The 20,635-nt window shown below is 46.7% G+C and carries 13 protein-coding genes and 5 pseudogenes; 12 read left to right on the top strand and 6 right to left on the bottom strand.

Annotation, left to right across the window (positions count from 1 at the left end):
* Nucleotides 1–115: 115 nt before the first annotated feature.
* Nucleotides 116–821 (bottom strand): annotated as a pseudogene (locus AC0L66_RS01935) (3-deoxy-D-manno-octulosonic acid kinase).
* A gap of 132 nt (nucleotides 822–953) precedes the next feature.
* Here AC0L66_RS01935 and AC0L66_RS01930 point away from each other — a divergent pair.
* The 4 genes from AC0L66_RS01930 (at nucleotide 954) to AC0L66_RS01915 (ending at nucleotide 5,025) form a co-directional block, all read left to right on the top strand.
* A complete protein-coding gene (locus tag AC0L66_RS01930; protein ID WP_473568205.1) occupies nucleotides 954–2,006 on the top strand; it encodes a glycosyltransferase family 9 protein in 1,053 nt (350 codons plus the stop codon).
* Nucleotides 2,007–2,276: 270 nt separating this feature from the next.
* Nucleotides 2,277–3,080: a glycosyltransferase family 2 protein gene (locus AC0L66_RS01925; RefSeq protein ID WP_473569169.1), complete on the top strand. Its 804-nt coding sequence runs from the start codon at nucleotides 2,277–2,279 to the stop codon at nucleotides 3,078–3,080.
* 23 nt (nucleotides 3,081–3,103) lie between these two features.
* Nucleotides 3,104–4,747: an LTA synthase family protein gene (locus AC0L66_RS01920; RefSeq protein ID WP_473568204.1), complete on the top strand. Its 1,644-nt coding sequence runs from the start codon at nucleotides 3,104–3,106 to the stop codon at nucleotides 4,745–4,747.
* Entirely contained in the window at nucleotides 4,714–5,025 is a 312-nt protein-coding gene (locus AC0L66_RS01915; protein ID WP_473568202.1) for a hypothetical protein, read from the top strand. Before AC0L66_RS01920 ends, AC0L66_RS01915 begins: the two co-directional genes overlap by 34 nt.
* 161 nt (nucleotides 5,026–5,186) lie before the next feature.
* Here AC0L66_RS01915 and AC0L66_RS01910 read toward each other — a convergent pair.
* Nucleotides 5,187–6,224, bottom strand: a pseudogene (locus AC0L66_RS01910) (glycosyltransferase family 9 protein).
* Between the two features lie 241 nt (nucleotides 6,225–6,465).
* Between AC0L66_RS01910 and coaD the strand changes: the two are divergent.
* Together coaD and AC0L66_RS01900 are read left to right on the top strand one after the other, a co-directional pair.
* Nucleotides 6,466–6,960 carry a pantetheine-phosphate adenylyltransferase gene (gene coaD, locus AC0L66_RS01905; protein ID WP_265676621.1) on the top strand — a complete coding sequence of 165 codons (495 nt, stop codon included), beginning with the start codon at nucleotides 6,466–6,468 and terminating at the stop codon, nucleotides 6,958–6,960.
* A gap of 173 nt (nucleotides 6,961–7,133) precedes the next feature.
* On the top strand, nucleotides 7,134–8,501 hold the full coding sequence (locus AC0L66_RS01900; protein WP_473568200.1) for an ArnT family glycosyltransferase: 1,368 nt from the start codon (nucleotides 7,134–7,136) through the stop codon (nucleotides 8,499–8,501).
* A 157-nt stretch (nucleotides 8,502–8,658) separates the two neighbouring features.
* On the opposite strand, the pseudogene pyrE reads toward AC0L66_RS01900, so the two are convergent.
* Together pyrE and rph are read right to left on the bottom strand one after the other, a co-directional pair.
* Nucleotides 8,659–9,301, bottom strand: a pseudogene (pyrE, locus tag AC0L66_RS01895) (orotate phosphoribosyltransferase).
* Nucleotides 9,302–9,472: 171 nt separating this feature from the next.
* Complete coding sequence (gene rph, locus AC0L66_RS01890) at nucleotides 9,473–10,189, bottom strand: ribonuclease PH (RefSeq protein WP_265676618.1); 717 nt, start codon at nucleotides 10,187–10,189, stop codon at nucleotides 9,473–9,475.
* A 281-nt stretch (nucleotides 10,190–10,470) separates the two neighbouring features.
* Between rph and AC0L66_RS01885 the strand changes: the two genes are divergently transcribed.
* On the top strand, nucleotides 10,471–11,337 hold the full coding sequence (locus AC0L66_RS01885) for a YicC/YloC family endoribonuclease (RefSeq protein WP_473568198.1): 867 nt from the start codon (nucleotides 10,471–10,473) through the stop codon (nucleotides 11,335–11,337).
* A 70-nt stretch (nucleotides 11,338–11,407) separates the two neighbouring features.
* On the opposite strand, the gene AC0L66_RS01880 is transcribed toward AC0L66_RS01885, so the two are convergent.
* Together AC0L66_RS01880 and AC0L66_RS01875 are read right to left on the bottom strand one after the other, a co-directional pair.
* Entirely contained in the window at nucleotides 11,408–12,382 is a 975-nt protein-coding gene (locus AC0L66_RS01880) for a WaaS/CpsH family glycosyltransferase (protein ID WP_473568196.1), read from the bottom strand.
* A gap of 163 nt (nucleotides 12,383–12,545) precedes the next feature.
* Nucleotides 12,546–13,917 (bottom strand): annotated as a pseudogene (locus AC0L66_RS01875) (NCS2 family permease).
* A 405-nt stretch (nucleotides 13,918–14,322) separates the two neighbouring features.
* Here AC0L66_RS01875 and gmk point away from each other — a divergent pair.
* From gmk to recG, 5 genes and pseudogenes are all read left to right on the top strand, one after another.
* Nucleotides 14,323–14,943 carry a guanylate kinase gene (gene gmk / locus AC0L66_RS01870; protein WP_265676614.1) on the top strand — a complete coding sequence of 207 codons (621 nt, stop codon included), beginning with the start codon at nucleotides 14,323–14,325 and terminating at the stop codon, nucleotides 14,941–14,943.
* A 222-nt stretch (nucleotides 14,944–15,165) separates the two neighbouring features.
* Nucleotides 15,166–15,438, top strand: a complete 273-nt coding sequence (gene rpoZ / locus AC0L66_RS01865; RefSeq protein WP_250619773.1) for a DNA-directed RNA polymerase subunit omega — start codon at nucleotides 15,166–15,168, stop codon at nucleotides 15,436–15,438.
* A gap of 106 nt (nucleotides 15,439–15,544) precedes the next feature.
* The gene (gene spoT, locus AC0L66_RS01860) at nucleotides 15,545–17,662 is read left to right on the top strand and encodes a bifunctional GTP diphosphokinase/guanosine-3',5'-bis pyrophosphate 3'-pyrophosphohydrolase (RefSeq protein WP_265676610.1); all 2,118 of its coding nucleotides are present in this window, start codon (nucleotides 15,545–15,547) and stop codon (nucleotides 17,660–17,662) included.
* Nucleotides 17,663–17,727: 65 nt separating this feature from the next.
* Nucleotides 17,728–18,414, top strand: coding sequence for a tRNA (guanosine(18)-2'-O)-methyltransferase TrmH (gene trmH, locus AC0L66_RS01855; RefSeq protein ID WP_473568194.1), 687 nt, complete (start codon nucleotides 17,728–17,730; stop codon nucleotides 18,412–18,414).
* A 131-nt stretch (nucleotides 18,415–18,545) separates the two neighbouring features.
* A pseudogene (recG, locus tag AC0L66_RS01850) lies at nucleotides 18,546–20,626 on the top strand (ATP-dependent DNA helicase RecG).
* The last annotated feature ends 9 nt before the right edge of the window (nucleotides 20,627–20,635 follow it).

Genomic DNA, 20,635 nt, shown 5'->3' with positions numbered 1-20,635 from the left:
TGGCTCTCTTTTAGCGAAATAGTGAATAATGACTGGAGAAAACGTACTGATGATATCAAAGCCAACTAACAACATCTAGATATTGTCATCGTATCGCCTCCAGCTAATAAAAGGTCTAAACCTTAGTATTTATATTAATAATATCGGAGAAATTTTCTACTCTATACCGTATGTTAAAGCGTACTACTTCTTTCTCAAAAGAGCGCTTTAAGCGTGCATAGTTTAACTCCTTCCAGTCATCTCCTGACTCTAAACAACACTTATCAAAATCAATAATCCAAACCTTATCTTGATCATCAATCAAGATATTGTGAATATTCAAATCAGTATGGTTCACTTGCGCGTCGTGCATTTTACGAATTTCCGCACCAATTTTTTGGTACATCTCTTTCGGTAACGGTTTGTCTTGTAAGATGGCGACAAGATCGCGGGCATTGGCAATTTTTTCACTCAATAAGTCAGCTCGATAGTAAGGCCCTGCCTTGACTGCTCGCGCCGCAATTGGTCTTGGCACGTTGACGCCTGCTTCTATTAAGGTATTGAGCAGCTGAAATTCTTGGAAACTGCGAGTTTTCTCCCAGCCTGTAAACCAATACTGGTCTTTCACCAGTTTTCCAAACAGTCCGCCACGGCGATAGTGTCTAAGCGCCGCTTCACTGGCTTTGGGTTTGCACAAACCATGTGGTTCCACGCCCTTGCGCACTGCCGATCACCTTACCTTGTGATTGCCAAAAATCCGCTGCAAACACTTGCTCTATCGGCTCTTGCAATAAAACCTCATCAAACCAATAGGTGGTGTTGTTACTGTTCACTGTTTTCACGCTTAAGTCCTACCCCTAGGAACTAGGACCAAGGACCCAGCACCATCTTTTCTATTTTTCCACTGTTTCTGATTTTACATTCAAACCGCCCCCCTGCATAATCTTTACATCTGTTTCTGGCGTTGTGTATTTATGGCACTTTTCGATTCTGCTCCTCACTCTGTGTGTATTTTAAGGCTTTCTGCTATTGGTGATGTCTGTAACACCATCGCAGCCGTACAGGCAATTCAACACCATTGGCCTGAGACTAAAATCACTTGGGTAACGGGTAAACTGGAAGCGCAATTGCTAAAAAGTATCGAAGGCATCGAGGTCGTGGTTTTCGATAAAAAAGCAGGCTGGCAAGGCTACCGAGCGCTTTGGAAGCAACTCAGACACCATCACTTTGACGCACTGTTACACATGCAGTACGCCTTTCGTGCGAGTATTGCCACGCTGGGAATCAACACGAAGTATAAACTGGGCTTTGATGGCGAGCGTGCGCAAGATTTTCAGGGGCTGTTTACCAATGTTAACGTGCCCTCGTTCACCAAAATGCATGTCCTTGATGGCTTGATGGCGTTCACTGAAACGTTAGGTATACCAACCACTCAAGCCAAGTGGACATTGCATTATTCAAGTGACGATCTGACTTGGGCGAAGCAACAACTTGCCAGCGAGCGAAATTTGCTTATCGTCCCGGCGGCAAGTAAAGGCTATAAGAACTGGACCGCTGAGGGCTATGTGGCGGTGATTGAACACGCGATAAAACTAGGCTGGAACATAATGCTCGCGGGGAGTCCTGCTCAAATCGAAATTGAGCTTGGTGAAAAGATTGAGAGAGACATTTCATCACCGATTACCAATCTGATTGGCAAAAGTAGCTTGCTCCAAATGCTTGCTCTTCTTGATCAAGCCGATTTAGTTATCGCGCCGGACACAGGTCCGACTCATATGGCTAATGCCATGAGTACGCCTGTCATTGGGCTTTATGCACATCATAATCCTAAACGTACTGGACCGTATAATTACCAAGATTATGTGGTGTCTGTGTATGAAGAAGCAATTATGGCTGAAACGGGCAAACCAAGTAGTGAGTTGAGTTGGCGAGCTCGAGTTAAAGATAAAACAGCGATGCAGCGAATTTCTTCCGATGATGTGATTGAAATGTTCGATCGCGTTGTCGAGGCGGAGGGGCTGGGTTAGTCCAACTGGCAAATCCATCGTCATCCCCTTGAAAAAGGGGATCTCATAAAACGGGCCGTGAAGTTAAGTATGCTTTGATTGCTACGCCGTTGTTAAAGCAGTCACTCTCTTTGGGAGATCCTCACTTTCGTGAGGATGACGTGAGAAGTGAGGATAGCGCGAGAATTAGGGACGGCGAAAATTTACGAATGACATTATCCCCCTATAATAAGCGGGGATACCAACTAACCAAGGATCATCACAGTGACCAAACCAAAACTTGCTGTCGCAATGATTGTAAAAAATGAATCCAAGCATTTGCGAGCCTGCCTTGAAACCGTGCAAGGCTGGGTGGATGAAATCGTTATTTTAGACTCAGGCAGCACAGATAATACCGAAGCCATCGCCCATGATTTTGGCGCGAAGTTTCATGTTAATCATGAATGGCCAGGATTTGGTCCGCAAAGACGACTAGCACAAAGCCATGTTGAGTCTGATTTTGTTTTCTGGCTGGATGCAGATGAACGAGTCACACCAGAGCTTAAGCAAAGTATTTTGCAAGCGGTTGAGAAAAATCAGCCCTCGACGATTTATCAGTTTGCTCGCCTAAGCTGGGTATTTGGTCGCTTCATTAAGCATTGTGGTTGGTATCCCGATAAGGTTCTTAGGCTCTATCCTACGAATCTCACCCAATACGATGATTCACTGGTGCATGAAAAAGTGCAAACGAATAAATCGATGAAAGTAGAGACACTAACGGGCGATCTAATTCATTATACCTATGATGATATCCACCATTACTTGGTGAAGTCCGCAGGGTACGCCAAAGCGTGGGCAGAACAACGTGAAAAGCGCGGCAAGCGTTCAAGTCTTTCTCAAGGCATCATTCATGCTATAGCTTGCTTCGTGAAAATGTACATCGTTAAAGCAGGCTTCTTAGATGGCAAGCAAGGGTTTTTGCTGTCGCTTTTGTCCGCTCACTCAACGTTTGTTAAGTATGCTGACCTGTGGGTTCGTACCAGTACACAACCTAAGCACAGGTGGCTCAAAAAGACCATTCGCCTGAATAACGTTCTCTGGAATAAAACTCTCTGAAATAAAAAGTAGTCGTTAATTTTATGATGTATCAAAAACACTTTAGACAACTCACCAAACTGGTTTGGTTTCAGGTGCTGTTTGTCACCCTCATTATGTGTGTGGGTCGAGCGGTGATGTTCGCTTACTTTGTCGACACTAATCAGCTGACTGGCAAGTCGGCTGATATTTGGCGCATGGTGGTTACCGGGCTTCGCTACGATCTTCGCGTCAGCGCAATCGGCTTCGCGCCCTTATATCTGATTGGCTTGCTACTAGCAGCCCACAGCACCATTTGGCGTGCGTTCCGACCTATCGCGATAACGTATAGCACGGTTATTGTGTTTATTATCACCGCCATCACTGTCGGCAACTATTACTACTACCAAACGTACCATAACCACTACGACTTATTTGCCTTTGGCTTGTTTGAAGATGACACCGAAGCCGTTGTCATGAACATGTGGCAAGACTACCCGATCGTGCAAAGCACCCTACTAACCCTTGCTGTTGCCATACTTGGTGCTTGGATAAGTCACCGACTCACTGCCACATCAAAACACGTCACGCGCTGGTTTAGCCCTGTTGCGGTGGTTTACGGACTCATTTCAATCACGGTGTTTTTTGTGGCTGCTCGCGGGTCTATCGGCACCTTTCCACTGCGCCAAGCCAATGCACAAGTGTCTGAACTGGTGGTATTGAATAAGCTGACTCCGAATGGCTTTATGGCGATAGATTGGGCGATAAAAGCGCGTAAAGAGGATACCAAATTTGTTGATGTGTCCCTCCAAGACGGGGAAGCATTGCTCTCACAAGTGGTTGGGAGTAATGAACTCTTTACTCACACCGCTGAGAACCCATACCTAGAGAAAAACCAGCCAAATGTGGTTCTGGCGGTGATGGAGAGCCTTGGCTCGAATATGTTGGCCTTTGATGACCCAAAAACCAACGATATGCTGGGCAGCTTGCGTCAACACTTTAACCAAGATTTCTTGTTTACCCGCTTCTTGTCGGCCGATAACGGCACCGCGCCGTCGATGGCGCAAATCATGTTTAGTAGCCCTGTTCAATCTATCAGTCAGTCGTCAGCGCAAAATTTAACATTAGCAGGCAGTGCCTTCCAGCCATACAAACAAGCGGGTTACAAGACCATTTTTGTCTCGCCGGGCAATATGGCATGGCGTGATTACATGAGCTACCTGCCCAAACAAGGCGTGGACAGAGTCGTCGATCAAAATACGCTACTGGCGCAATACCCTGAAGCCGAAAAGTACATGACCGATTGGGGGCTACCGGATGACGTGGCCTTTAAGTATGTAGAAAAACTGCTCAGTGAAGAAACACAGCCGTTGTTTATTATCTTGCTGTCGGTAACCAATCACCCTCCGTACGAGACGCCTGACTATTACTCGCCTTATCCTACTCACGTGTCGGATGACTATCGCACTCGCGCCGGGCAAGGACAGATTGCGCCAGAAGGTATTCAAACTACTTTCCAATATTCCGCCGATAGCTTGGGTCAGTTCATTAGCCACGTAAAACAGTCTCCGAAAAGACCAACGGTCATCGCTGCGACTGCAGCGATCACCAGATGCGACGTATTGCTGCGACCATGCCACAGGAAATCTTGCTCGATAAAGGGGTCCCTTTCTATTTGTACATCCCAGAAGCGATACAAGCGCATTTAGACATTACCTTTGATGCAAACCGTATTGGCTCACACAAAGACATCATGCCATCGCTCTATAATGCTAGCTTGTCTAATGCGCGTTATTTGAATGTGGGCGGACGTAATATTGTTGCTAAGCACGATGATCCAACACTGGCATTTGGTGCCAACACCAAGGTGTGGTTATCAGACAAAGGTGTCGCATCACTAGAGAAACCGCGCAGTTTTTACCCGTGGCCTGAATCTGGGCTCTATCTCGATCCAAATGCAAAGCAACCTGTGCTTAGGTGGACATAGATAAAAAGGCGGATGATTACGTGAAGATGCTGCAATGGCAACTTAACTATCGCGTCATGCAAGCAAAGCAAGCGCAATAGCGCACTCGTCATACAAAATCAGCCCTCAATTGAGGGCTGATTTTTTAGTGTGCTTTCATTGAATGCGCTGTACCTTGACCGCTAATTTACGTAGCTGGCAATCCATTGGTTAAGTGTCGGCAGTAGTGATGTCACGTCGATACGAGACATGTCTTCCTGCGAAGACTTGTCCTGTGCCTGAGGTGGGCAAAAGGCGAGATGGCGCCCTTCAGAATTAATCGGTTTCCAACGCAGTGGTGTCGCCGAACGTTTAGAAGGAAAAAAGCCTACCGTTGGGACATCTAGGGCAGCGGCAATGCGTAACGGCCCCGTAGAGCCAGCAATAAAGGCACTCGCGCAGGCAATCGAGCATGAAAAATCAATAAGACCCTCATTTTTATCGTACACCACGCTGGCAATGCTTCGTTGCTCTAACGCAAGTTTAAGCTGCTTGGCTTTTTCTTCTTCGCCAGGTCCCGCAGTAAGTACGACTTCAACGTCCCTCGTCATACCTGAGCAACAAGATCGGCGTATTGTTCAATAGACAAATTGTTGGCCGAACCTCCGCTCCCTGCATGAACAAATAGCCACGGACGTGCTTTATTCAGTAGATACTGCTCGGATAATTTTTCTTTTTGCTTAGCCAGCGCATCCAATGAGAATGAAAAATACGGGGCTTTAGGCTCAATAATTGGCTGACCAATATCAATAAGGAACGCGCGAACAAGGTCTAGGTTATATTCAAACTCCGGCTTAGCGCTTTGCGAGCGCTTTTGCTTAATCCGTTTGTTATAAAAAACCTGAGCTAGCTTCGTGGCTGGCGCTAAACGGTAAGGGATCTTCGCCTTCCACACCAATAAGGCATTATAGGTGGTGGAGAACAGGTTGATCGAGGCGTCAAACTTGGCGGTTTTTAACGTCGAGACTAACGATTGCTGAGTAAGCTTGTCGGCTTTGGGGCCGCAGGTCCACAATCACTTCATCTATCCATGGGCATGCCCTGGCAAGCGCCACGGTATAACTCGGCACGAGAGCGGTAATTCGGCACTCGGGCAACGATGCTTTTAGCATGGCAAAGCTTGGCCATGCCAACATAAAGTCACCAATTTTGTCATTTCGAACCACGAGTATATTTTTCATCAAGCATCTCTTTTTATTTTCTAAGCGATATTACACCAAACGGTACTACGCCAACTGACTATCGAATAATAGCAACTCGTGGCGCGCATGATAACTGTTACCCTTACCCTTATCGTATTTATTATGAGTTCAATGCTCAGTAATGAAAACCTCTTCTCCAATGAAGAAAACCGCGTGCCAATAAAAAGGAATGAGCGATAAAGTGTTACACTAAATAAAACCCTTATACAGAGCTGATATCGTGACACAAAAACGCCTTTCTCGAGTGGTCTACCCTGGTACCTTTGATCCTATTACTAACGGTCACCTTGATCTCATCGAACGTGCCGCGACGATGTTTGATGAAGTGATTATCGCCATCGCCGCCAGCCCAAGCAAAAACACCATGTTTACGTTAGACGAACGCGTACACTTTACGCAAGCGACAACGGCACATCTGGATAACGTTTCCACAAAAGGGTTTTCTGGATTGCTGGTGGATTTTGCTAAAACCGAGCAAGCTAACGTCCTCATTCGTGGCCTGAGAACCACCGTCGATTTTGAGTACGAATTTGGCCTCACCAATATGTACCGCCGCCTCATGCCGGGCCTTGAGAGTGTGTTCTTAACTCCGGCAGAAGAGCATGCTTTTATTTCTTCAACCTTAGTACGAGAAGTCGCGATCCACGGCGGTGACGTCAGTCAATTTGTGCCAAAACTGGTAGAAACCGCACTAAACGCGAAAAAAGTGGTCTGATTAAATTCATGTATATCTGTGCTATTTTCCAACTGACACATTTTGAGCCAAACTTAACCTTTGTTTGCCAGACAAGTTGTTGACGATAGCAAACATAGTGTGTGAGACTTCACCACTTTGCGACCGCGGTAATAATAACCGACCGTTTTTTGATGTTGTAGGAGTAGAAAATCATGGCTAAAGGGCGCACCCTTTGGATTTTGCTGATTGGCGCGTTAGTCATTCGCTTGTTGACGCTAGGCCTCTATCCTTTGATGGATACCACCGAGTCTCGATACGGTGAAATGGCTCGTTTAATGGTGGAAACGGGGAATTGGCTCACGCCCCTTTACGACTACGGCGTCCCTTTCTGGGGCAAGCCACCACTCTTTACTTGGATGAGCGCGGTCAGCGTTGAACTGTTTGGTTTATCTGAATTTACCCTACGCTTCCCTCATTGGATTGCTGGTGTCTTAGTGGTGATTGGTACCGCGTGGTTTGCCAAGAAAAATGGCTACAACCCGCTAGTGGCGGCTGTCGTACTCTCGACCACATTGGTGTTCTCTATTTCTGCTGGCGCCGTCATGACCGACATGGCGCTGACCTTAGGCCTTGCGATGGCGATGATTGGTTTTTACCAATGTTGGCGTGGCGAAACCTTCATGGGCTATATCGGGTTCATTGGTCTTGCTGTCGGTCTACTCGCGAAAGGGCCTATTGCCATTGTGCTCTTTGGTCTGGCCGTCTTCCCTTGGATGGTGATTCAACACGGCATCATTGGCGCATTTGTTGAACTATGGCGTCGCTTCCCGCTGATCAAAGGTACGTTGTTGATGCTAGTGATTGCTTTGCCTTGGTACTTAATGGCAGAACAAGCAACGCCGGGCTTTATTGATTACTTTATTGTTGGTGAGCATTTTAAGCGCTTTGTTGAACCGGGTTGGACAGGCGATCTCTATGGTTCAGGCCACCAAGAGCCTAAAGGCAAAATCTGGTTCTTTTGGGTGTTAGCCGTTTTGCCGTGGTCACTTATTTTACCAGTATTAATGCTGGTTAGAGCCAAGTTTGGTCTTGAACAAGCTAAGCAAAACCATGGTTTTAGTAGTTTTGCCCTTTGGTGGGCACTGTCGCCATTAGTTTTGTTTACGGTTTCTAGTAATATTCTACCGACCTATGTACTACCGGGTACCTCTGGTGTGGCACTGCTTATTGCTATTTTCTGGAAAAAGAAAGATATGCTTTGGCTGTCTATCGCCGCTCTCATTGTGCCTGTTGTCTGGATTGCCGCCACCTACCTTCTTGCGACAGGAAAGGTTGCCGACAACAGTGACAAAGGGCTGATTGCTGAGCTCGACCCAGAAGTGAAAACATTCTATTTCCGACCTCGTTCGTACTCTGGTCAGTTTTATAGCTTTGGGCAAGCCAAGCAATTGAAATCAGATGACCAACTTGTTGGGCACAACGAGTTCTACTTAATCACTTATAAAGAACGCGCCGAGCGTGATTTTGCACCGTACCAAGAGCGCTATCAATGTAGTGGATACGGTAGCAGAAAACTTTGACCGTGTGGCTATTCTCTGTAAAACACCAGAGTAACGCACGACGTTAATAAACCGCGCACATAAAAAAGGTCTGAGTATTCAGACCTTTTTTTGTTTCGTTCATTTAAACTGTAGCTATGGGTTAAACCATAACAGCGAGTTCAACCGTAGCGCCAGATTAGATACCGTACTCAGCACGATACGCTTTCACCGCTTCAAGGTGCTCAGTATTGTCGCCTTTGTCTTCTAGGTAAGTGATTAAGTCCGTTAAGCTCACGATAGAAATGACGGCACAACCAAAGTCACGCTCCACTTCTTGAATCGCAGACAACTCGCCTTTACCTTTTTCTTGGCGATCAATGGCAACCAATACACCCGCAAGATCGGCGCCGTTCGCTTTGATGATTTCCATCGACTCACGAATTGCCGTACGCGGCGGTGATTACGTCATCCACCAGCATAATACGGCCTTCGAGTGGGCTACCTACTAGACTGCCGCCTTCACCGTGCGTTTTCGCTTCTTTACGGTTAAAACAGTAAGGCGTATCAACATCATAGTGATCGGCAAGTGCTACGGCTGTTGTCGTCGCGATAGGGATACCTTTGTATGCAGGGCCAAATAGCACATCATATTGAATGGCAGAGTCCGCGAGTGCCGCTGCGTAGAAGCGACCTAAACGCGCAAGATCACGGCCTGTATTGAAAAGACCAGCGTTAAAGAAATAAGGACTTTTACGACCTGACTTAAGGGTAAACTCACCAAACTTTAGCACTTCTTTTTCTAAGGCAAATTCAATAAAATCACGCTGGTATGCTTTCATGTTTTCTCTCTTTTGTTGTGTTCGTCATCCCCTTAAAAATGGGATCGTCCAAAGCGAGTCATGCGCTTTGTGAGATCCTCACTTTCGTGAGGATGACGGTTATCTTTTTAACAGTTATTCAGTGTGCGTTATGCACAAAAAAATAGCCCCCTTACGGGAGCCATTTAAATACTAATCTTCTAACGCCGCCTTCTGAGCGGTGACGATCTCGGCAATGCCGTTTTTCGCCGACTCCAGCAACGCCATTAACTCTTCATGACAGAATGGTTCGCCTTCTGCGGTACCTTGAATTTCAATCATGCGACCATCTTCAGTCATCACCACGTTCATATCGGTATCAGCGGCTGAATCTTCTACGTACTCTAGGTCGCAAAAGATGTTTTCACCAAGAATGCCTACCGACACTGCCGCTACGTGGCTCTTCATTGGGTTCGCTTTCAAGGAGCCTTTCTTCACCAAGTGAGCAAACGCATCCGCCATTGCCACACTTGCGCCAGAAATAGCAGCAGTACGAGTGCCACCGTCCGCTTGAATAACATCACAGTCAACGGTGACCATGATTTCGCCCATTGACTCTAGGTCTACAACGGCACGTAAGCTACGAGCAATCAGGCGTTGAATTTCCATGGTACGGCCACCCTGCTTACCGCTTGCTGCTTCACGGCGCATTCTTGAATGCGTTGAACGTGGCAACATACCGTATTCAGCGGTTACCCAGCCCTTACCTTTGCCTTTTAACCAACGCGGGACATTTTCTTCCACGGTGGCATTACACAACACTTTGGTATTGCCAAACTCGACAAGAACAGAGCCTTCAGCATAAGCAGTATAGTTGCGAGTAATTGTAATTGGGCGCACTTGCTCTGCTGCGCGGTCATTTGGACGCATGGACATTACCTTCAGTAAGGGAGGGGTTTGGTTGGGCGAAGATTATAGCGAAGATGAGGACGGGTGGCTAGAGGATAGGTTTCGAGTTCCTAGAAAGAGCAAAGAACCTAGAAAATAGGTGCCTAGTCCCTAGAAAGAGCAAGGCCCTTAGGAACTAGAAACCTAGGCACTAGGAACCAGAAACTAAACGCTTCCCCCCTAAATCCCCTCATTACTTCTCTAACCCCTCTGTGCTAATATGGAGACAGTTTGAACAATTATCGAATCCAAGGAAACAATCCATGATTTACAGCATGACCGCTTACGCTCGTAAAGAAGTTAAAGGTGACTGGGGCAGCGCCGTTTGGGAAATCCGCTCAGTAAACCAACGTTACCTCGAAACCTACTTCCGCCTTCCAGAGCAGTTTAGAGGCCTTGAACCTGTACTTCGTGAGCGCTTCCGTAAACGCCTAGCGCGCGGAAAAGTTGAATGTAACCTACGTTTTGAAGCCAACCCTGCCGCAAAGACCGAGCTTAATATTAACGAAGCGCTTGCTACTCAGGTTATCAACGCTGCGAAACAAGTCATGAGCTTAACTGGTGAAGAAAGCCGCCTTAACCCATTCCAAGTGATGAATTGGCCTGGCGTAATGGAAACTCCAGAACAAGATATGGACACCATCAACAAAGAACTGCTGGCAGGCTTTGAAACAGCATTAAGCGACTTTATCGACGCACGTGCAAGCGAAGGCAGCAATATGAAAGCTTTGATTGACCAGCGCTTAGAAGCCATTACTAGCGAAGTAGTAAAGGTTCGTGCTCGTATGCCAGAAATCATTGAATGGCAGCGTGAGCGTTTACTGGGTAAGTTTGAAGATGCAAAAGTAGATTTAGACGCGAGTCGCGTAGAGCAAGAATTAATTTTACTGGCACAAAAGTCAGATGTTGCTGAAGAGCTCGACCGTTTGGATTCTCACGTAAAAGAAACCACCGCTATCATGAAAAAAGGTGGCGCATGTGGCCGTCGTTTAGACTTCATGATGCAAGAGTTCAACCGAGAGTCAAATACGCTGGCATCAAAATCCATCAGCACGGACATCACCGCATCAGGTGTGGAGCTTAAAGTGTTGATTGAGCAGATGAGAGAACAAATTCAGAATATTGAATAAATTGACTGACACTTAGTACCATAATAATAACTTTTAATGAAAAAAAGCCCTTAACGGGCTTTTTTTCATACTAATCTAGATTGTTGATTAAATTTTCAACCCAGCGCTTCAGCGTATACTTTTCTATTGCGGAGCTCTTTGGCGAACAGTAAGCCGTATCGAAAAAGCCGTCCGAGATTTTCGCAGAGGGATCATCAATCACCGCTATATTCTGTACATCATAAAAATCATAGTGGACAATTTCGGAACTCGTCGTTATTAGTTTTTTACCGTAAGCCAATGCCTCATACGCTCGAAATGACAAACCGTTTTGCTGCCCCTGCCCAAGATCCAGAATTGCTTTGCTTTTTCTAATTTCACTCGATAGCTCGCCTTCCAATAGCAACGACTCTATTAACTTAATTTTTGGATGCGTTGCATATTTTCGCTTTCTCGGATGATCGATATAAAAATAGATATTTGGGACAATTTCAGGGTTATGATCTAGGAATCTAGCCACAGCTTGATATCGAGCCTTAGTAAAACTCATCACCGAAAACAGATCATACTGCGAGGTATCTTCTTGGGTAATATCAATGGGCGGAATATAATTATAAGTTTGGATAAAGCCGTGTTGTTCACAATCCATCGGTTCAAAACTAAAGATCTTATCAAACCTATCAAGGTGAGTACCGTTTTGAGGCATTCGACTTAAGCTGTCCCATAATGACAATACCATTCGGTCAGCGTTTTTCTTCATCAAATCAAAGTGGGCATGATTGAAAACATTAGGCTCGGTACAAATAATTGCATCAAACCGACCACTTCCCTTAAACAACCCTTTCAATGACCAGAAAATTTGCTCTTCTGTTCGTTGGTGCTTGTACTTTTTACCACCAAACATATCTAGCATTTTCGACATGATACGATGTGAGGCACTATAGTACCGAAAACTCGCCAGATCTCCGCTATCAAGGTGAATGACCTCATGCCCCTGCTCTCGCATTTCTCGCACAATTGGTGAAGCTAAATTAGCCCAATCGGGACAAATAAAAAGTAGTTTCAAGTGAATATCTTCCAATAATTAGCGGGGAAATTAAGACTAGTGTACATGGCTAAAACATAGGTACAAGAAGATTTAATCGCCACAACAAAGCGCCCAAGACTCGAAGTTGATGCTTAGTATTGTTAACACCTCGACATCTTGGGGCTCAGCACTTAATTGACCACTACAGCAACAACAAATACGTCATAAACAGCGCACACAGTACAAAAATAACTGGGTGTACTTCTTTGCGCTTGCCGCACGACAACCATGGTAAAGGCGTAGCTAATAAAGCCCATTGCCATGCCGTTGGCTGGTGAGAAGCTCAGCACGGTGAACATGATGGTAAAGAAGGCCGCAATGCGGGATTCTTTCTTTTCCCAATCAATCTGCCCTAGGCGGCCAATCATATAAATACCCACAACCACCATGGCAGGGGCAACCATCGCTGCTGAGAATACTGAAAACAGCGGATATAAGAACAAGGATAAAAAGAATAGTCCTGCAACTACTACGGCCGCTAAACCGGTTCTTGCGCCTTGGGAGGAAGCGATACCCGACTCCGAAAATGCGGTAATAGACGTGGTGCCCAAAATAGAACCAATCACCGTACCACCAGCATCAGCCACGAGTGCAGAGCGGGCATTCGGCACTTTGCCGTCTTTATCGATAATGCCCGCGTCTTTACCGACACCAACAATGGTGCTCAAGCCGTCAAAGAAATCAACAATTAGGAAGATAATCACAATAAACAGCAGATCGAACATCTTTTCTGCCGTTAAACCAGAGATATCAAAAATGGCGCCAAAACTGCCCGCCATACTCGGCGGCATCGACACCAATTGATCCGGCAATGGGGCGTTTGATGTGCCCATGAAGGTATCGGCTAATACCGTTAGAACAATCGCGGAGATAAACGAAATAAAGGTCGCTAGCTTAATATCACGCACCATGCAGCCAAGCGCCACAAAGATACTGATGTAAGCGATGATCACTTTCGGGTCTGAAATATCGCCCATACTGACCAAAATAAATGGGTTTGAAACAATAATTCCCGCATTCTTTAGGCCAAGGAAAGCAATAAACAAACCAAGAGAAACGGTAATGGCGAGTTTTAGATCTTCTGGGATAGACTCAATCATCGCTTTGCGTATTTTTGTCATCGATAGAATGAGATAAATCACGCCGGAAAAGAAAATCCCCAATAACGCTTCATGCCAGACCAATGCAACAGAGCCACTTAATAGCATGCCTTTAAAGAAGCCGTTCATGCTCATGCCCGGTGCTAGCATCACTGGATAGTTACCAAACACGCCCATAATTAGAGTCGCAATACCTGCCGCCAATGCTGTCGCGGTAAAGACAGAGCCTCTGTCCATACCCGGTATGTCGCCTAAAATCGCCGGGTTAACGGCGAGGATGTAGCTCATCGCGAGAAAGGTAATAAATCCGGCATACACTTCGGTACCAATAGTGGATTTACGCTCAGAAATTTTAAACGTTGTTTCAATTAACGAAGTTTTCGCTGGGCTTTTGCCTGCTACATCAACACTCACGATAAAACCTGCTTACTTTGATTGAGAAAAGTCGTTCAGTTCATCAACTAAACTTGAAAAGTTGGCGCGGATTTTAATCAGCTGCGTGAATAATTCAATCAATTTCGCTCTTTTTTGTAATCTTTTTTATCTCTTAAAAAACAACACCTTGATAAATAAGCAATCGTTTGCCGCAAACCTTACCCTTTTTTACCTTTCGTCTTTATCCTCTCTTTTGTTTTTCTATGTAGCCGCTCGTTGAGCAGTCAAGCTCTGTCACTTGTCGAAAACCCCCAACTTATGCTACTCTTCGCCTCCATTTTTCTGACTGATTTTTCAACAACTTCAGTCGGTACTATATTTATATTGTGAAGCGTGGCTAACGGTACGCTTCTATTATTAATCCTGAACTATGGACTCACACCTATGGGCAAAGGCACTTTATATATCGTTTCCGCACCGAGCGGAGCAGGTAAATCAAGCTTGATTTCAGCGATGCTGGAGACGAATCCGACGTATGCTATGAAGGTATCGGTCTCGCACACGACTCGCGACATGCGCCCAGGTGAAGAGCACGGCATTCACTATCACTTTGTTGAAAAATGCGATTTTGAATCTCTGATTGAGCAAGGGGCCTTTCTCGAACACGCTGAGGTGTTTGGTAACTACTACGGCACCTCGCGAATTTGGATTGAAGAAACCTTAAATAAAGGGATTGATGTTTTCTTAGATATTGATTGGCAAGGCGCACGTCAAATTCGTGAGCAAATGCCAGCAGCGAAGAGTGTCTTTATTCTGCCACCATCAAACGGTGAGCTAGAGCGTCGTCTAAACGTTCGTGGTCAAGACAGTGATGAAGTCATTGCCAAACGCATGAGTGAAGCTAAGTCAGAAATATCACACTACGCTGAGTACGATTATGTCATTATCAATGACGACTTTGATGTCGCACTTATCGACTTCAAAGCCATTTTACGTGCGGAACGTTTGAAGCAAGATAAACAGACCATTAAATACAAAGGTATGCTCGACGCGCTGCTGTCTTAATAGCAAGTTTAGCTTACCTTGATCATTCATAACGCAATGATCAGGTTATAAAATCCTCATTTACCTATATACTTGTCAGCGACGTACTCGATACTCGTCAACAAAATACGGGTAAATGAACAGTCATCGGGCTATTTTGGGATCATTTGTGATCTAGTATCCACACCCATTAGCCTGTATACTTTCTCGTCATCTAAAATTTAGTTAATTATTGGAGTTCTTATGGCACGCGTAACTGTTCAAGACGCTGTTGAAAAAGTTGGTAACCGCTTCGACCTAGTTCTTATTTCGTCTCGCCGCGCACGTCAAATGCAAATCGGTGGTAAAGACGCATTAGTGCCAGAAGAAAATGATAAGCCTACGGTTATCGCACTGCGCGAAATCGAAGAAGGTTTGATCACTAAAGAAGTCCTTGATGCTCGTGAGCGTCAAGAACAGCAAGAGCAAGAAGCAGCTGAGCTAGCCGCTGTTAGCAGCATCGCTCACAACCGTTAATTCGAACCGAATGGTTTAAAGCGTAAAGGGTTAGATCGTCACTCGTTGTTATCTGCCCTTTAAGCCATGACACTGTTCGAGTTCCATCGACTTTCGGGCCTACAATTTGTACCTATTCGATAGCCTTAAAGACGTTGCCCAAGAATACCTAACAGAGCCTCACCTTGAGGCTCTGCGTCAATCTTATGTGGTAGCAAGAGATGCCCATGAAGGGCAGACCCGCTCAAGCGGAGAACCATACATCATTCACCCCGTCGCGGTTGCTCGTATTCTCGCAGAAATGCGCTTGGATATTGAAACACTGCAAGCGGCGCTGCTGCATGATGTTATTGAAGACACTGAAGTCACCAAAGAAGAGCTAGAAGAACAATTCGGTACGACCGTTGCCGAGCTCGTCGATGGCGTTTCCAAACTCGACAAGCTTAAATTCCGAGATCGCAAAGAAGCCCAAGCCGAGAACTTTCGTAAGATGGTCCTTGCTATGGTGCAAGACATTCGCGTGATCTTGATAAAGCTTAGCGACCGCACGCATAACATGCGCACGCTTGGTGCCCTACGCCCAGATAAAAAGCGTCGTATTGCCCGCGAAACTCTCGAAATTTATGCCCCACTCGCCCACCGTCTTGGCATCCATAACATTAAAACTGAGCTAGAAGAGCTCGGCTTTGAAGCCTTGTATCCCAACCGATACCGCGTTCTTAAAGAAGTGGTTAAGTCGGCGCGTGGTAACCGTAAAGAAATGATCCAGCGCATTCACAGCGAAATTGAAGGTCGCCTTGAAGAAGTCGGCTTGACGGTTCGCGTACTGGGTCGTGAAAAGAATCTGTTCTCCATCTACAACAAGATGAAAACCAAAGAACAGCGCTTTCACACTATTATGGACATCTATGCCTTCCGCGTAATTGTCGATACCGCCGATACTTGTTATCGCGTTCTCGGTCAGGTACACAGCTTGTATAAGCCGCGTCCAGCCCGCATGAAAGATTACATTGCGGTACCGAAAGCCAATGGCTATCAATCCCTGCATACCTCTATGGTTGGCCCTCACGGTGTTCCGGTTGAAGTACAAATTCGTACTGAAGACATGAACCAGATGGCAGACAAAGGTGTCGCGGCGCATTGGGCTTACAAAGGCAATGGGGATCGCTCAGGCACGACAGCGCAAGTGAAAGCACAGCGCTGGATGCAAAGCCTACTTGAGCTGCAACAAAGTGCGGGTAACTCCTTTGAATTTATTGAAAACGTAAAATCCGATCTGTTCCCAGATGAGATTTACGTCTTCACACCAAAAGGTCGCATTGTTGAGCTTCCGCTTGGGGCCACTGCGGTTGATTTTGCTTACGCGGTACATACTGATGTGGGTAACACCTGTGTTGGTGCTCGTGTTGATCGTCAGCCTTATCCATTGAGTAAAGCGCTGAAAAATGGCCAAACGGTGGAAATCATCAGTGCGCCGGGCGCGCGTCCAAATGCCGCTTGGTTGAACTATGTGGTGACGTCCCGAGCTCGTACTAAGATCCGTCAGGTTCTTAAGACCATGCGTCGCGAAGAATCCGTCGTTCTCGGTCGCCGTTTGCTCAATCATGCGTTAGGTCGCCACTCTGTCGATACCATCTATCCAGAGAATATCGACGAAGTGCTGAAAGATCTGCGCCTTGATAATATTGATGACTTACTCGCGGCCATTGGCTTGGGTGAACTCATGAGTATCGTCATTGCACGACGCCTATTAGGTGATACCGATGAATTAACACAGACCAGTTCTGTTCCGTCATCAGGTAAGCGACTGCCAATCCGTGGCGCCGAAGGCATTTTGCTGACATTTGCAAACTGCTGCCACCCGATTCCAGACGACAGCATTATTGCCCATGTCTCTCCGGGTCGTGGGTTAGTGGTGCACCGTGAAACCTGTCCTAACGTAAGGGGTCATCAAAAAGAGCCCGATAAGTATATGGCGGTTGAATGGAGTGACAGCTACGAGCAAGAATTTACTGCTGAGCTCAAAGTGGATTTACATAACCACCAAGGCGCACTGGCTGATTTGACTAACGTCATTGCAAAAACAGGTTCCAACATTCACGGCATCTCGACTGAGGAGCGTGATGGTCGCCTGTATACCGTCACAGTACTGCTCACGACGAAAGATCGTGTGCACTTGGCTGGTATCATGAAGCGTATTCGTGTCATGCCGCATGCGTTGCGAGTCAGACGACGTAAAAACTAGTTGTTAATGAGTAAACTTCAACGGGTTCGATAGTCATATCGAACCCGTTTTATTTGGACAGAATCATGAACCTTGAACGATACAACCGAATTCAAGACGTACTTCGCGCGCGCCAAACCGACCTAACCCTGTTACTTGAAGAAGTGCACAAGCCTAATAATGTCTCCGCCATCATTCGTACCGCAGATGCGGCAGGTGTTCACAAAGTGCATGCCGTTTGGCCTAACAAACAAATGCGCACGCTGAGCCACACTTCTGCAGGGGCTCGTAACTGGGTTGAAGTCGACACCCATCACTCAGTCTCAGACGCGATTGGTGAACTGAAGCAGCAAGGCATGCAGATTTTAGCAACGAACCTTTCTGAAAATGCCGTAGATTTTCGCGATATCGACTACACCAAACCGACGGCGATTATTTTAGGCGGTGAGAAAGAAGGCATATCCGGTCACGCGCTTAATGGCGCCGATCAAGACATCATCATCCCGATGGTTGGTATGGTGCAATCGCTCAATGTCTCGGTCGCCAGTGCTCTCATTCTATTTGAAGCGCAACGACAACGCCAATTGGCTGGCATGTACCACCGAGAAGTCAGCGCGTTGCCGCCCGAGACCATTCACCGCACCTTGTTCGAACGCGGCCACCCCGTTCTGGCGAAAGTCGCTAAGAAAAAACGCCTCCCTTATCCTCCATTGGATGACCAAGGGCAGATTATCGCCGATGAAGATTGGTGGAAGGAAATGCAACAGAAATAGGCATGGTTCTATGGTTCAAGCCAACACTATCCACAGGGCCATAGAACCATAGAACCGCTCTTATTCCCTCCTGTACAAAAAGACAGTAAAATGCTTGAATATCGGTATCTCATTTAGTAATGGTTTGTCATATGGCTCAGCTGTTGTCCGCAATTTCTCTCACGTCCCTCAACGGTGTTGGCGCAAAGGTCGCTGAAAAACTGGCGAAGGTCGGTCTGCATAATGTTCAGGACTTACTGTTCCATCTACCCCATCGCTATGAAGACCGTACGCGCATTTACCCCATTGTAAAACTGCACGCGGGATTATGGGGGTCGGTTCAAGGTAAAATCATGAGCAGCGATGTCAGCTTTGGACGCAAAAAAATGCTGACGGTCAAAGTAAGTGATGGCAATGGCACCATTACGTTACGTTTCTTTAATTTTACCGCTGCCATGAAGAACAACTTTGCGGATGGCAAAGTGATCGTTGCCTATGGTGAAGTCAAACGAGGGCATTTGGGGCTGGAAATCATCCACCCTGACTACAAATTTCAAACTTCAGAGCGAAGTCCTGCTCTTGAGCAAACGCTAACACCTAGGTCTACCCAACAACGGATGGATTGCGCCAACTGACACTGCGCAGTCTCACCGACCAAGCACTTGAGCTCATGGATAAAAGTGCCGTAGACGAACTGCTGCCCAGCGGATTGTACAACCAGCAAATCACCCTAACGCAAGCCCTGCACACCATCCATCGACCACCACCGTCGATCAATATCGACGATTTTGACGAAGGTAAGCACCCCGCTCAGCAGCGACTGATCATTGAAGAGCTCATGGCACAAAATCTGTCTATGCTTGCGGTGCGCAGTCAAGGTCAACAAGACAAAGCCGTTGCCCTGCCAGAAATGGGGCGCTTTAAACAGCAACTTCTCGAGCAGTTGCCGTTTTCGCCAACCAATGCTCAACATCGTGTGGTTAATGAAATCGAGCAGGATCTGCTCAAAACCGCGCCAATGATGCGCTTAGTGCAAGGTGATGTTGGCTCAGGAAAAACCCTCGTTGCGGCGCTTGCGGCGTTACGTGCTATTGAGCATGGCTACCAGGTGGCGATGATGGCCCCTACTGAACTGCTCGCTGAGCAGCATGCTATTAACTTTGCTAACTGGTTTGAGTCGATGGGAATTGACGTTGGCTGGCTCTCTGGCAAGCAAAAAGGCAAAGCAAAAGAGGCCGAGTTAGCACGCATTGCCAGTGGTGAGGCGCAAATGGTGGTGGGGACTCACGCGCTATTTCAAGAATCGGTCGCGTTTAATAATCTCGCGTTGGTCATTATTGATGAGCAGCATCGTTTTGGGGTTCATCAGCGTTTGGAGCTACGAGAGAAAGGCGCGAAGCAAGGCTATTACCCTCATCAACTTATTATGACCGCGACCCCGATACCGCGAACGCTGGCGATGACGGCCTACGCTGACTTAGAAACCTCGGTCATTGATGAACTGCCGCCCGGACGTACACCAATACAAACCGTGGCGCTGCCGGACACCAAACGAGACGCGATTATCGAACGTGTGAAACACGCCTGCCTAACGGAAGGCAAGCAAGCCTACTGGGTCTGTACGCTTATTGACGAATCGGAAGTGCTGGAAGCACAAGCAGCCGCCGATACCGCTGAAGACCTGCAACGTCAACTGCCCGATGTTAAAGTCGGCTTGGTGCATGGCCGAATGAAGCCAGCAGAAAAACAGGCGGTCATGCAGCAGTTTAAAGCCAATGAGCTCCATCTTCTCGTCGCCACGACTGTGATTGAAGTTGGCGTTGATGTACCTAACTCCAGTTTAATGATCATTGAAAACCCAGAACGCCTAGGCTTAGCTCAGCTTCACCAGCTAAGAGGCCGTGTCGGGCGTGGAACGGTTGCGAGTCACTGTGTCCTGCTCTATCACTCGCCGTTGTCTAAAACGGCTCAGAAACGCTTAGGCGTGCTACGAGAAAGTAATGATGGGTTTGTGATTGCACAGCGCGATTTAGAGATCCGTGGCCCAGGAGAACTACTTGGCACCAAACAAACCGGGCTGGCAGATTTTAAAATAGCCGATTTAGTCCGAGATCAACGCTTGGTGCCTGAAGTGCAACGACTCGCACGGCATGTGCATGAGCAATACCCAGAACATGCGAAGAAGATTATTGACCGCTGGCTGGGCGATAAAGAGTTTTACGCTAAAGCGTAGGGTGACCAT

This window comes from Vibrio sp. GJ43-1 (assembly GCF_055808835.1).
Note: the sequence above shows the minus strand (reverse complement) of the source record. Positions and strands in the feature narration are given on the sequence as shown.

Coding starts and splice junctions, on each gene's coding strand:
- rph (WP_265676618.1), bottom strand. CDS start 10,189: ATGCGTCCAAATGACCGCGCAGCAGAGCAAGTGCGCCCAATTACAATT.
- trmH (WP_473568194.1), top strand. CDS start 17,728: ATGAACCTTGAACGATACAACCGAATTCAAGACGTACTTCGCGCGCGC.
- AC0L66_RS01925 (WP_473569169.1), top strand. CDS start 2,277: ATGATTGTAAAAAATGAATCCAAGCATTTGCGAGCCTGCCTTGAAACC.
- AC0L66_RS01920 (WP_473568204.1), top strand. CDS start 3,104: ATGATGTATCAAAAACACTTTAGACAACTCACCAAACTGGTTTGGTTT.
- AC0L66_RS01885 (WP_473568198.1), top strand. CDS start 10,471: ATGATTTACAGCATGACCGCTTACGCTCGTAAAGAAGTTAAAGGTGAC.
- rpoZ (WP_250619773.1), top strand. CDS start 15,166: ATGGCACGCGTAACTGTTCAAGACGCTGTTGAAAAAGTTGGTAACCGC.
- AC0L66_RS01900 (WP_473568200.1), top strand. CDS start 7,134: ATGGCTAAAGGGCGCACCCTTTGGATTTTGCTGATTGGCGCGTTAGTC.
- gmk (WP_265676614.1), top strand. CDS start 14,323: ATGGGCAAAGGCACTTTATATATCGTTTCCGCACCGAGCGGAGCAGGT.
- AC0L66_RS01930 (WP_473568205.1), top strand. CDS start 954: ATGGCACTTTTCGATTCTGCTCCTCACTCTGTGTGTATTTTAAGGCTT.